Below are 12,665 nucleotides of genomic sequence, written 5' to 3' on the forward strand. Positions count from 1 at the left end.
AACAAGCCATTACAGATTATGACATCAACCGAAATTCACGATAAAGTACAAGAACTCGTTAACAACTTCAATACAGAACGTTTTATATACGACTTATTACGTGCCTACGGCATTTCCAAAACTTCCATTACCAGGCTTCAAAAAGGAGATTTCAACCTAGCCAAAAATAAAGATGAAATCCTCTACAAAAAGAAACTCTTTTTTAAAGAAGTAGAAAGCGATAACCTAATGGCATTGGTGGACGATTATAGCAAGGATGAAAACCTAAAGCATAACCCACGCTTTATTATCATTACCAACTATAAAGAGATTGCCGCTAAAGATACACGCACCAATAAAAACTTGCAGGTCAGCATAAAAGACTTACCTAAAAATCATACATTTTTCTTGCCTTGGGCAGGACAAGAAGTCTATACCGCCAGTAACGAAAACGAAGCCGATAGAAAAGCTTCCTACCGTATGGCAAAGTTGTATGATATTTTAATTGAAGAAAATCCTGAAATACTAGAAAACGGAGTAAGAGAACTCAACCTATTTTTCTCACGTTTGCTATTTTGCTTTTTTGCAGAAGATACCGATATCTTCCCCATAGAAGGCATGTTTACCAATACACTAATGCAACACACCCAAAAAGACGGGAGCGATGTACACTTGTATTTAGACAAACTATTCAAAGCCTTAAACACCAAAGACAATAGCAAGCAAGCGAGCTATATCAGCCAATTTCCTTATGTCAATGGGGGATTGTTTCAAGATGTGATTAGCATTCCAAAATTCAATAAAGAAGCTAGAAATATACTCGAAGAAAGTGGTGAGTTAGATTGGAGTCACATCAACCCCGATATTTTTGGGTCCATGATTCAGGCAGTTGTGAATCCAGACCAACGGGGAAATTTAGGGATGCACTACACCTCTGTACCCAATATTATGAAGGTGATAAAACCTTTGTTTCTAGACGACTTATACGAAGAATTAGAAAAAGCCAAAGGCAACTCTAAAAAGCTAAGGAAACTACTAGACCGCATCAGCAAGCTTAAAATATTCGACCCCGCTTGTGGGAGTGGTAATTTCCTGATTATTGCTTATAAAGAATTACGCAAACTAGAAATTGAAATCTGGCAAGCCTTATTAGAGACCGAACCCCAACAAAGCTTTATTTATTCCAACATACAGCTCACCCAATTCTATGGCATAGAGATAGATGACTTTGCCCATGAAATTGCCAAATTATCACTATGGCTGGCAGAACACCAAATGAACAAATATTTTGAAAACCAACTCGAACTCGGTAAATCCAACCCCATTTTACCTTTAAAAGCTTCAGGAAACATAACACACGCCAACGCCACTCGTGTCGATTGGGAAGACGTTTGCCCTAAACATAAAGATGATGAAATTTATTTGTTAGGGAATCCACCTTATTTGGGTAGAAGTTTAAGAGATACCAAACAACAAGAAGATATGGATTTTGTATTTCAAGGGAAAAAAAATTATAAAGATTTAGATTATATAACTTGCTGGTTTATTAAAGGTTCTAACTTTTTAAAGGATTCCAACTCTAAGTTAGCTTTCGTATCTACCAACTCAATTTGTCAAGGCACTCAGGTAAGCTTATTATGGCCTCATTTACTAGAGAAAAAATTGGCTATATTTTTTGCGCATCAATCATTTAAGTGGAATAATAATGCAAAGGGAAATGCAGGTGTTTCTGTAGTTATAATAGGCTTAAGCAATTCTTTTAATGGCTCAAAAGTTTTATATTCAGATATAGGTTATAAGTATGTACAAAACATTAGTCCATATTTAACTGATTCTAAAGATTTAGTGATAACAAACAGATATAGTCCTTTATCAAATATTCCTGAAATCTGCTTAGGGAATGCACCAAAAGATGGAGGTGCTTTAATAATAAGCGATACAGAGTTTGAAGAATATAAAAATAATAATCAAATATTAAAATACATAAAAAAATATATTGGTGCAAATGAGTTCATTAAGGGGAATTATAGATATTGTTTATGGTTAACGGATGATGATATTAAAGAAGCTGGGGAGATTAATGAAATAGCTATGAGATTGGATAGTTGCAAAAAAATGAGATTAAATAGCAAGAAAAAACAAACTCAAAAACTAGCAAGTATTCCTCACAAATTTGGTGAAATTAGATATAAAAAAAGTTCGTCAGTAATTATACCAAGTGTTTCATCTGAACGTAGAAATTATATTCCTATTGGTTTCTTAGATAAAAACTGGATAGTTTCAAATTCTGCTTTTGTTATATATGATGCAGAACCTTGGCTTTTTGGCATAATATCATCGAATATGCATATGGTTTGGGTGAAAGCAGTAGCGGGAAGGTTAGAGTCAAGACTAAGATATTCTTCTCAGCTTTGCTATAACACCTTCCCATTCCCCGAAATAAGTAAAGTCAAAAAAGCCAATATCGAAGAAAATGTATATGCGGTTTTGGAAGAACGAGAAAAGCATCCCGAAAAAACCATGGCAGAGCTGTACGACCCCGATAAAATGCCCAAAGGCTTACGCCAAGCCCACAAAGACCTAGACGAAGCCGTAGAGCGTTGCTACCGCCTACAACCCTTCCAAAACGACACCGAGCGTTTAGAGTATTTGTTTAAGGAGTACGAAAAGATGATAGCTAAAGACACCTTGTTTCAACCTGCCCGCCGTGGTGGGAAGCAGAAAAAGACCAGGAAAAAGAAAGTGAAATAGCACAGGGGGACACTAATGTTCCTCTGTGAAAATGAATTAAAATAGATTAAGCAAGATGTATTTTAAAATAAGCAAGGTAATAATTAAGAACGTAAAATATTGTTTTACAGTTGTTTATATGAATTAAGCAAGATTTGTGTAGAAATAAGCAAGACAGAGTCAAGTCTATTAAATAATATTTAAATCTTTTGTTAAACAAGCTTTATATACTACATTTGCATCCTGAGTTAGGCTCAATAAACAAAATAAAATGGAAACTATACTTGAAAGATTGAAGATGTATTTCGAAAATACATCACCAGAACAAGTAAAGGAAGATTGGGAAAAAACTAAAAAATACGATAAAGTTGAAAGCCCAAGCGTAGAAACCTTTATTGAAGTATCTAAGCAATTAATAGATGTTGGTAAATTTCAGAATAATTTACCTCCAGAAAACTTGATTAATAACTTTGAAAATCCGAACTTTAGTTCGGATTTTTTTTATCTAAAATGTAAAGCATGGAAAACACAAAAAGAGCAAGTTTCTCAATAGAAAAATATTATTTCAATGAAGTTCATATCGTTATGAATCAACGAACTAGTGAAAATTTATTTGTAGATTTTAATCCTAGTGGTAAGTTTATAGTAAATGAAAAAAAATATATTTTATCTTTTATTTTTTCAGCTTTTTCTTCAAAAGAAAAAGACACAGCACCTTTTGTACAAGTTAAGTGTGTAGGTGTTTTTAAATTTGATGATGTAAACAGTATCGATGATGTGCCCGATTTTTTCTACCGAAACAGCATCGCTATTTTATTCCCTTATATGCGTGCATATGTAAGCATGGTTACAAATCAAGCTAACATACCCCAAATCATGTTACCTACTTTAAATCTATCAGCATTAGAGAAGCCACTTAAAGATAATACGCAAGTAATCAAAGAGTAAAAGTTTGGAAAACACAAAGATTTATCAAACACTAGAAAATAAAGAAAATCCAGATGAAGTGGAAAACGATGGTCCTTTCCATTGCAATTGGAGAAATTCATGGCTTGGTGATGGTTATTACTTTTGGGATTCCTTTATAGAAAATGCACATTGGTGGGGCGTGTCACACTGTAATCGTTCATACATAATATGCGAAGCAGTTGTAGATTTAGACGATAATAATTGTTTTGATTTAGTGGGTAATACTAAGCATTTGATGGATTTTGGTGATAGTATAGATTTTATGAAAGAAAAAGGTATGCTTACTAGTAAAACTACTGTAAGTAGAGTGATACATTTTATGCAATCTAATCGAATACTACCAAATTATAGTGTGATAAGAGCATACGGCATAAACTCAAAGTCAAAAGATTATCAACCAAATTACAGAATTATTTTTGAACCAAACAGACCATTCCAATACTTACCATACAAACCAGAAATACAACTCTGTATATTAAAGTTTAACAACATAAACTTTAGAAATTATAAAATCGTTTACCCAGATGAGTATATCGATGGGTATGCGATTTAGTTTATATATTTTATTAAACTATAGTCGAGACTTAGACGGGATTTATGTTCAAAAAAAAATAAACGAAAAATAAAATGAAAAATAAAAATCATAAACCATTCATTTTCAGAAATATAATTGTTTTTGTTTATTTTTAAAAGTTTGATAAATAAAATGCTGGATTCAAGAATAAATGAAACACGCATGTACAAATTTTCTACACACAAGAGAATGATTATACGTGTCGCATCTGACAACTGAAAAACAATAAATATAAACAGATGAAAATAAAAACAACATAATTATGGTTTAACTAAAATAGACATTAGCAATTTTTATTAGTTAAACTTTTAGACAAACTTTTATTTAAAGTTATGATATACAGTAATTAACGAATAAAAAGATTAGATATACTACATATATAATTAGATAAACTTTTCAAAAACACACCATGCCAGACTTAGTAAACGTAACCTACAAACAAACAGGAAAAAGTAAGAAAACCAACGCAATGGGTATGCGTGAAATGCAGGAGCGAGCTTATGAAGCTAGGTCAGCGCAATACCTATTAATAAAAGCGCCACCAGCATCGGGTAAGTCAAGAGCATTGATGTTTATAGGTTTAGACAAACTAAGGGAACAAGGCTTAAAAAAAGTAATTGTAGCCGTTCCTGAACGTTCTATAGGCAGTTCATTTGCACCTACTGAGCTGAAAAAGTTTGGTTTTTTCGAAGATTGGAATCCCAATCCTAAATACAACTTATGTACACCAGGTAGTGAAAAATCAAAAGTAGATGCCTTCATTAATTTTATGAACAGCAATGAAGAAATTCTAATTTGCACCCATGCCACACTTCGTTTTGCATTTGATGCCATAGAAGAAAAAGAATTCAATAATACCGTAATTGCCATAGATGAATTTCATCACGTATCTGCCGAAGGCACTAATCGCTTAGGAAGCGTTTTAAATACCATAATGGCAAAGTCAACTGCTCATATTGTAGCTATGACAGGTTCATATTTTAGGGGAGACAGCGTACCGATTTTATTGCCCGAAACAGAAGCTAAATTCATCAAAGTAAAATACGATTACTACGAACAATTAAATGGATATGAATACCTAAAATCATTAGGGATAGGTTATCATTTTTACCAACGTAAATACACATCGGCTATTCATGAAATATTAGATGAAAACAAAAAAACCATCATTCATATTCCTAGTGTCAATTCAGGAGAATCGACCAAAGATAAATTTGAAGAAGTAAACAGAATCCTTGAAACTATTGGAGAATTAGAATACCAAGACCCTGTAACAGGAGTTCTGTATGTAAAGTCAAGCAAGACAGGAAAGCTCATTAAAATAGCAGACTTAGTAAATGACGACCAAAAAGCAAGAGATAAAATTCAAAACTATTTACGTAATATCAAATCAGCAGAAGATATTGATATGATTATTGCTTTAGGTATGGCAAAAGAAGGCTTTGATTGGCCTTATTGCGAGCAAGCTTTAACGGTGGGTTACAGGGGTTCATTAACTGAAATCATTCAGATAATTGGTAGAGCAACAAGAGATAGTGAAAATAAAACACATGCACAATTCACCAACCTAATCGCTCAACCCGATGCACAAGATGATGAAGTAAAAATCTCTGTAAATAATATGTTGAAGGCCATAACCGCTTCGTTGTTAATGGAACAAGTATTAGCACCTAATTTTAAGTTCAAAGCAAAATATAGTGAAGATGATGAAAACGAATATGAAGAAGGAAATGCAAGTGGACATCAAGTAAATGAAGATGAAAGCACCATTAAAATAAGGGGCTTTAAAGAACCATCAACCGCTAAGGTAAGTCAGATAATTGAATCTGATTTAAACGATTTGAAAGCAAAGATTTTGCAAGATAATGATATGCTAAAGGCAATGCCAAGCGAAAACATCGAGCCAGAAGTCATCAATCAGGTTTTAATTCCAAAAATCATTAAAGAAACTTATCCTGATTTATCAGATGATGAAATAGAAGAAGTAAGGCAACACATCGTTACAGATTCAGTTATAAAAAACGGTACTATTGAAGAACAAGGCAATCGTAAATTCATCAAAATGGCAGATACCTTTGTCAATATAGACGATATTCATATCGATTTAATAGATAGCATCAATCCATTTCAAAAAGCTTTCGAAATTCTATCAAAATCAGTAACCACAAAAGTACTGAGAACCATTCAGGAAACCATTGATGCATCTAGAATTCAAATGACGGAAGATGAAGCAATAGTTTTATGGCCTAAAATTAAAGCTTGGGTACAAAAAACAGGTAAAAATCCAGACATAAAATCATTAGACCCAAAAGAAAAAAGAATGGCAGAAGCTGTTATTTTTATCAAAGAATTAAAACGCAAACGAAACAAAAATGCCTAAAAAGAAATTAAGCATAGACGATATTTTTGAAGATGATGATTTAGGTATTCTAGATGAAAATAACACATCATCACAAGTAAAAACAGCAGATACACGTTTGTTAGAATCCTTTGAAGAAGTCAATGCATTTATAGATGAACACAACCGTGAACCGGAACAAGGTAATGGCATAACAGAAATGCGTTTATACATGCGTTTAAAAGGGTTTAGAGAAAATGATAAAAAGAAGTTTCAATTAAAAGATGCAGACCGACATAACCTACTATTTGAACCTAAAAAACCTGAATCAATAGACGATATCCTAAATGATGATTTAGGAATACTTGATGAAGACGATGTAGATGAAAGCATCTTTGATTTTAAACATACACCAAAAGAAAAAAAGGAAGCAGATTTTGTAGCGCAACGAAAACCGATGTCAGATAGTGAATTTGAGAAATACGATAAGCTATTCAAAAAAGTGCATAAAGAATTAAAGCTAGGTTTAAGAAGTTTAAAACCTTTTAAAAATGTAGAAAAGAATTTAATTGAAGGTAAATTCTACATATTAGACGGGGTAATGCTTTATTTGGAAGTAGGAGATATTTCAGAAGCCGTTAGAGAATTTGGCGAAAGAACCAGAAAAGACGTACGTACAAGAACAGTTTTCGACAATGGTACATATAGCAATATGTTTTATCGCTCATTAGGCAAGCAATTATACAAAGGTGGTCGTATCGTAACCGATTTAGAAAAAGACAGTGAAAAAGAATTATTTACAAACGCAGAACAGTTAGATACCGAAGACCAAGAAACAGGTTGGATTTATGTATTAAAATCAAAGTCAAACCACCCAGAAATAAGTAAAATCAAGAACCTTTATAAAATAGGTTTTTCAACCGTTCCAGTTCAAAAAAGACTAATAAACGCTAGTAAAGAAGCAACCTATTTAAACGCAGATGTAGAGCTTATATCAAGCTTTAAATGTGTAAATGTAAATACCCAAAAATTTGAAAACTTAATACATCGATTCTTTAAACCAGCTCAATTACAAATTGACATTTATGATAAAAATAATAACAGAATAACCCCAAGAGAATGGTTTGTTGTTCATTATGATATAATTGAAAGAGCAATAGGTTTAATCATTTCTGGGGATATCATCAACTATCATTATGATTTTAAAAATAAATTTATTGTTAAAGTCACAAAATAGTATAATTAAGCTTATTTTTAATTATTATGATTAAACATTCTTAAATCGCATACTAATGATAGATTTTTCTTTAACTATATATAAAGATTCTAAAAGGTAAAAATCTATATAGGTATATGCGTTGCATATATACTAGGGTTTTGTATAATTTAAAAGTTAAATTTGCAATACTCTATATGTATGGTCTTATAAAGCATATTCTTGTTATACTTTAAAATATTGTACATTGCAAAAGTTAAAAAAAATTTTGTAAAAATTGTACTAATAATGGAAAATATAAAATTATCGTTAATAGAACGTTTTAAAACCTTTAAACCAAAGTCAAATATTATTATTTACGATAAATGTAAAAACTTTGATTTTTTACACAGAATTTTTTTACTTTTTGATATACCTGTTACAGTTTTAAGTGGTGAAGATTTAGATAGTGTAGCAAAAACTATTTCAATTTTCGATTTAGGCGAAATATCATTTGAAGATATACCAGAAAAGCTTAATATAAAAATTGGTGAAAATGTGGACACTAAAGACTTAAAATCAATAATCAGTCTATTAGAGCCATTCGGTTTAAAAGAAGTTGTGTACTTAAATGACCTTGAATCTAATACAATTTATATTGGTGGTAATGTTGAACCTTATCAAGAAATATTTACTATAAAAAAAACATTAGGTATATTAGAAAATACGTCAGTAGGCGCTTTTTTAAAAAATATGTGGAAAGATGCAGAAAGAGATAACAATTTTAGACTTCAACAACAAAAAGATTCATATTATGGTAGCATGAATGATGATTTTTACCGCCAAGCTTTTGATAACGATGAATCTAATGAATGGAACATAGATTAAATCATTAAACAATAATTTAAATATTTAAAACCCGTTGTGCATTTAAACAATGTTAATTTTTAAATTGTTAATATTTCTATTAAAGATAAATTTATTGATGTATTGAATGAGAGTTAAAGCTGTTAATTTTGAAAGTATTCTAGTTTTAAATCCATCAAAAGTTTTTGCATAATTTCTACGTATCATGAACTGGTCACATAGTTGAGAAAATAAGGTTTCAATTCGCTTTCTTTTCTTTTTAAAAATGTAAGCTTGTTTCTTATAATTATCTTGATTTTTTCGCATTGGAACTTCTAGTTTAATTCGTTTGCTCTCAAACAAATCTAATTGATAATCAGCACTTAAATATCCTTTATCACCCAAAATAACACAATCACTAAATTGGTTTTTTAAATCCTTTAAATAATGGATATCATGCACAGAAGCTTTGCTAATATCAAAACTTTTAAAAACACCTTCAACGGAACATACAGCATGGATTTTATAGCCGTAGAAATGCATGTTTTGACTTGCACAAAAACCTCTGTTTGGAGCACTGAAAAAATCTTCTTTGCAGATTTTACTGCTGTTGCTTCTTGATAATTTAACAACCTCTAAAGGCATACTATCTACTACAAAATAATTTTCAAATTCAATAAGTTTTTCACAAATCTCGTTTCTTAAAAAATCAATAGCAAAAAATAATTTTCGTTTTCTCCTATTGTAAACCGAGCGTTTTATTTTGTGTTTTAAAAATTCTGGAAGTATTCTAAATAACTGACATTCACTATCAAAACTTAAATATTCAGAAGTTAAGTTTATAGCGATTAACTCAATATCTTTTAGTTTTGGTTGTCTGTTTTGTCTTAGAAACTGCTCTTTATTTGTAATTCCCTTTAAAACTTTTAAAATTTTATTGTAATTTGTTTCAAAGTTGTTCATAGTATTTAATTGTTTGATATTCAAATAAATATACGACTTATTTGTAAGTCAATGAACAACTTTCTTATCTAAATTATAATGCACAACGGGTATTTAAAACAATTTAGTACTATTTTAAACATTCTCTTAAATGAATTTTTACTTTTAAGTAGATTTATGTTATTTTTTTTCAATTCAGATTATACCTTTAAAGTACCACTATAAAATACTATCCCCTAGCAAAATATTTAAAGCCTACGTTTCACTAGACCTTTACACACTTTTAGTAGTTTTTAAAAATCACTTAGCTGTTTACATTAAATAAATGTAGCTATATGATTGTATTTTGCTTAATTTCTTTGTTCATACTACTTCCATTTTATAAAAATTAAAGTAAAGGACCTAAATAAAATTAAAATTTTAATGAATACTGATATTTTTCTCTTATTTATGCAAAAAATGTAATAATAGTACTAAAAATAAGATAATTTATCACAAAAAAGTAGGATATGACAAAAAAAATATACACTCGAAATGATTTAGAAACTGTTTTAAGTTTACTAAACGAGCAAGAAAAAAATGTAAACGTCAATATCTCATTAGCGAAAAAAATTATCGAAAAAACCATTTTAGACAGTGAAAAGCTTTCTTTATTTTGTTCAAAAACTATTGATGTGCTCAAAGATGTAGAATTTAAGCATGCTGAATATGAAGATATTAAACGATTTGTTTATCGAGAATTTGAGGATATAGAAAGAGGTGATGAAAGAAGAAAGGAAAAGTTTAATATCTATGGTTTGAAAAAAATCGTTAGTCTGTGCGAGATATATACTCAACGGTACAACATTCATATTCCTGATTTTCAGAGCGATATATTCATCTACCGAGTCCCAAACCAAAGGGAATTTGATATTGCTAAACAAAAATTCCACGAAGTACTATTATACTTAAAAGGGGATGACGTCGAAGAACCTGAAAATGTAACATTCTGCGTGAGAGGAACTCGTAAATTTATTGATATGACTGTAAATGAATTAAATAACCGAGCGTGGTTAGGCTTTGATTTTAGAAACAGTGAATGCTAAAATCCAATTACATGAACACATTAAAATACGTAAAAGTAGAAGCAACTAATAAACTGAGAAGTGTTGATGCAAATAATTATGATGTCAAACTCGAGAAATTCTTAATTGATATCAAAAATAACTCTGATTTTGAAAACTTTGATGAGTTATATTTTGGAACGAATGAAATTAATGAAAGTTACTTTTATTATTACTCAATTTGGCCAAGTACTGAATTTGAAAAGTTTATCAAATTCCATCAAGATTTAAATTTTGCTTGTTCTTACAATGATTTAGGAGAAAAATTAGATGAGAGTATTTTTAAAAATTCTGATTTTAAAAATGTCTATAAAGAATCGGTCAAATTCAGAAATTTAGTTGCTGAATTCTTGTAAAAAATAAAACAAGTAATGAAATATAAACTTAAATGAGCATGGAAGAAAAAGAAGATAAAACAGTTTTGCAAATAGTTTTAGTGATGTTAAAAATCGTTCAATTTTTGATAAGCAATTTCTTCTTTGGGCTTTTTATAGCTGTTATATACTACTTCATTTGGACTTACGTAAATTATGATTCTAAGGCAGCGATTGGACTAGTGATATCGCATGCTTTGGTCATGAAATTTATAAGACCCATCGTATTTGACTCTGAAAATGATGATGAAGGATTGAGAAAAGATATCAAGGTTGAAATTGATTTAGTGAAAAAACAACTAATTGAAATAGATGAGTAGTAATTTTAATGAATCTACAAAAATCTTCGCTATTTTTTGTACAAGCAAAACCAACATCCTTTTGTATTTTCTATTTCTAGTGAAATAAAAAATATGCTTGTAAATAAATGTATACATCAAGCAGGTAGATAAGAAGATACAAGAACACTCTAAAATCACAATTTTAGAGTACACTTAAAATTGTGAATCTTAAAATTTAAAAAGATGATGAAAAATTATAATTCTATGCCCGATAACTCACAAAAATAGGGTAGAGGTACTATAAATCTAAAAACATGATAAAATGAAAATATTATATGTCAGAATAAGTACAGTTGAACAAAATTCCGAGAGACAATCAATTGATTCCGAAAATTATGATTTATTAATTGAAGATAAGTGCTCAGGTGCAATCCCATTTTTTGACCGTGTTGGAGGAAAAAGAATCAAAGACTTAGTTGAAAAAGACAATTCGCTTAGTCTTACAGTTCACCAAATTGATAGGTTAGGACGAAACCTAATTGATATTTTAAACACTATAGCTTACTTTAATAATAAAAGAGTAAATATTAATTTTTTCAAACAAGGATTGCAAACATTAAATGAAGATGGAAGTATAAATGATATTTCCAAAATGGTAATTTCAATCTTAGGCGTTGTTGCTGAAATGGAAAGAAAGCTGATTCGAGAGCGTCAGCTTGAAGGAATAGCCATTGCTAAAGCAAAAGGGGTTTATAAAGGAAGATTGAAAGGAAGTAAAGAAAATCTGCAACAATTTCTGAATAAACCCAAAAACAAAAAGGCTTTAGGCCTAATCGAAAAAGGCTATAAGAATGTTGAAGTTGCAAAAATTGTTGGAATTCATTATAATACAGTTACAAAAATTAAAAGGTTTACTAAAAGTGTAGTATGAATTATCTGCTTATAAATGAAATTTTAGTTTTCTTACATACAATACAACATTAAGAAATTGACTATCCTATCTACTCTGACAACGTGAATTTTTCAAATAATCCATTAAGTCTTCTTTTAAAAAGTAAAGTTTTTTTGCTGGCTTGCAGTATGCAATTTCATTTTTATCTTTTAAGTTGTATAAAGTTTTTATTTTTATACCTAGAAAGTCTGCAGCTTCCTGTGCATCAAAATGATGCTTAACATCTTTCACAGTTCCTAGTCTGTCTATTTTTTCTTCTAACTTTTGTACATAATTAAGTATTTCTCCTATTTTTTCGGGTAAATCATTAAAACTTATATTTTCCATAACTATCTCTTTTATAGTTATATGATTTTTTTTAAAAAAGTTTTATTTTTTTTCA

General features: G+C 30.2%; 13 protein-coding genes. 11 read left to right on the forward strand and 2 right to left on the reverse strand.

All coding sequences use genetic code 11. From position 1 onward, the window contains the following. The first annotated feature begins 18 nt into the window (after window positions 1–18). The 7 genes from IEV72_RS02615 (at window position 19) to IEV72_RS02645 (ending at window position 8,673) form a co-directional block, all read left to right on the forward strand. Window positions 19–2,730: a class I SAM-dependent DNA methyltransferase gene (locus IEV72_RS02615; RefSeq protein ID WP_188457530.1), complete on the forward strand. Its 2,712-nt coding sequence runs from the start codon at window positions 19–21 to the stop codon at window positions 2,728–2,730. A 250-nt stretch (window positions 2,731–2,980) separates the two neighbouring features. Further along, complete coding sequence (locus IEV72_RS02620) at window positions 2,981–3,262, forward strand: hypothetical protein (RefSeq protein WP_188457531.1); 282 nt, start codon at window positions 2,981–2,983, stop codon at window positions 3,260–3,262. Beyond that, the gene (locus tag IEV72_RS02625; RefSeq protein WP_188457532.1) at window positions 3,229–3,657 is read left to right on the forward strand and encodes a protein-export chaperone SecB; all 429 of its coding nucleotides are present in this window, start codon (window positions 3,229–3,231) and stop codon (window positions 3,655–3,657) included. Before IEV72_RS02620 ends, IEV72_RS02625 begins: the two co-directional genes overlap by 34 nt. A 4-nt stretch (window positions 3,658–3,661) precedes the next feature. Then, window positions 3,662–4,231 (forward strand): hypothetical protein, encoded by a 570-nt coding sequence (locus tag IEV72_RS02630; RefSeq protein WP_188457533.1) that lies wholly within the window; start codon window positions 3,662–3,664, stop codon window positions 4,229–4,231. Between the two features lie 430 nt (window positions 4,232–4,661). After that, window positions 4,662–6,632 carry a DEAD/DEAH box helicase gene (locus IEV72_RS02635; protein WP_188457534.1) on the forward strand — a complete coding sequence of 657 codons (1,971 nt, stop codon included), beginning with the start codon at window positions 4,662–4,664 and terminating at the stop codon, window positions 6,630–6,632. Further along, the gene (locus IEV72_RS02640; RefSeq protein WP_188457535.1) at window positions 6,625–7,827 is read left to right on the forward strand and encodes a GIY-YIG nuclease family protein; all 1,203 of its coding nucleotides are present in this window, start codon (window positions 6,625–6,627) and stop codon (window positions 7,825–7,827) included. The genes IEV72_RS02635 and IEV72_RS02640 overlap by 8 nt, the downstream gene beginning before the upstream one ends. A 267-nt stretch (window positions 7,828–8,094) precedes the next feature. After that, on the forward strand, window positions 8,095–8,673 hold the full coding sequence (locus IEV72_RS02645) for a hypothetical protein (protein ID WP_188457536.1): 579 nt from the start codon (window positions 8,095–8,097) through the stop codon (window positions 8,671–8,673). 42 nt (window positions 8,674–8,715) lie between these two features. Here IEV72_RS02645 and IEV72_RS02650 read toward each other — a convergent pair whose 3' ends face one another. Next, the gene (locus IEV72_RS02650; RefSeq protein ID WP_188457537.1) at window positions 8,716–9,594 is read right to left on the reverse strand and encodes an IS982 family transposase; all 879 of its coding nucleotides are present in this window, start codon (window positions 9,592–9,594) and stop codon (window positions 8,716–8,718) included. 488 nt (window positions 9,595–10,082) lie between these two features. Between IEV72_RS02650 and IEV72_RS02655 the strand changes: the two genes are divergently transcribed. From IEV72_RS02655 to IEV72_RS02670, 4 genes are all read left to right on the forward strand, one after another. Further along, entirely contained in the window at window positions 10,083–10,658 is a 576-nt protein-coding gene (locus tag IEV72_RS02655; protein WP_188457538.1) for a hypothetical protein, read from the forward strand. Window positions 10,659–10,669: 11 nt separating this feature from the next. Continuing rightward, a complete protein-coding gene (locus IEV72_RS02660; protein WP_188457539.1) occupies window positions 10,670–11,032 on the forward strand; it encodes a hypothetical protein in 363 nt (120 codons plus the stop codon). 38 nt (window positions 11,033–11,070) lie between these two features. Then, window positions 11,071–11,370, forward strand: a complete 300-nt coding sequence (locus IEV72_RS02665; RefSeq protein ID WP_188457540.1) for a hypothetical protein — start codon at window positions 11,071–11,073, stop codon at window positions 11,368–11,370. Between the two features lie 283 nt (window positions 11,371–11,653). Then, entirely contained in the window at window positions 11,654–12,262 is a 609-nt protein-coding gene (locus IEV72_RS02670) for a recombinase family protein (protein WP_188457541.1), read from the forward strand. Between the two features lie 66 nt (window positions 12,263–12,328). Here IEV72_RS02670 and IEV72_RS02675 read toward each other — a convergent pair whose 3' ends face one another. Then, a complete protein-coding gene (locus IEV72_RS02675; RefSeq protein ID WP_188457542.1) occupies window positions 12,329–12,610 on the reverse strand; it encodes a helix-turn-helix domain-containing protein in 282 nt (93 codons plus the stop codon). Window positions 12,611–12,665 lie beyond the last annotated feature (55 nt).

Origin of the sequence: Psychroflexus planctonicus (assembly GCF_014640195.1) — a bacterium.
GTDB lineage: Bacteria > Bacteroidota > Bacteroidia > Flavobacteriales > Flavobacteriaceae > Psychroflexus > Psychroflexus planctonicus.

Coding starts and splice junctions, on each gene's coding strand:
- IEV72_RS02615 (WP_188457530.1), top strand. CDS start 19: ATGACATCAACCGAAATTCACGATAAAGTACAAGAACTCGTTAACAAC.
- IEV72_RS02620 (WP_188457531.1), top strand. CDS start 2,981: ATGGAAACTATACTTGAAAGATTGAAGATGTATTTCGAAAATACATCA.
- IEV72_RS02625 (WP_188457532.1), top strand. CDS start 3,229: ATGGAAAACACAAAAAGAGCAAGTTTCTCAATAGAAAAATATTATTTC.
- IEV72_RS02635 (WP_188457534.1), top strand. CDS start 4,662: ATGCCAGACTTAGTAAACGTAACCTACAAACAAACAGGAAAAAGTAAG.
- IEV72_RS02640 (WP_188457535.1), top strand. CDS start 6,625: ATGCCTAAAAAGAAATTAAGCATAGACGATATTTTTGAAGATGATGAT.
- IEV72_RS02645 (WP_188457536.1), top strand. CDS start 8,095: ATGGAAAATATAAAATTATCGTTAATAGAACGTTTTAAAACCTTTAAA.
- IEV72_RS02650 (WP_188457537.1), bottom strand. CDS start 9,594: ATGAACAACTTTGAAACAAATTACAATAAAATTTTAAAAGTTTTAAAG.
- IEV72_RS02655 (WP_188457538.1), top strand. CDS start 10,083: ATGACAAAAAAAATATACACTCGAAATGATTTAGAAACTGTTTTAAGT.
- IEV72_RS02660 (WP_188457539.1), top strand. CDS start 10,670: ATGAACACATTAAAATACGTAAAAGTAGAAGCAACTAATAAACTGAGA.
- IEV72_RS02665 (WP_188457540.1), top strand. CDS start 11,071: ATGGAAGAAAAAGAAGATAAAACAGTTTTGCAAATAGTTTTAGTGATG.
- IEV72_RS02670 (WP_188457541.1), top strand. CDS start 11,654: ATGAAAATATTATATGTCAGAATAAGTACAGTTGAACAAAATTCCGAG.
- IEV72_RS02675 (WP_188457542.1), bottom strand. CDS start 12,610: ATGGAAAATATAAGTTTTAATGATTTACCCGAAAAAATAGGAGAAATA.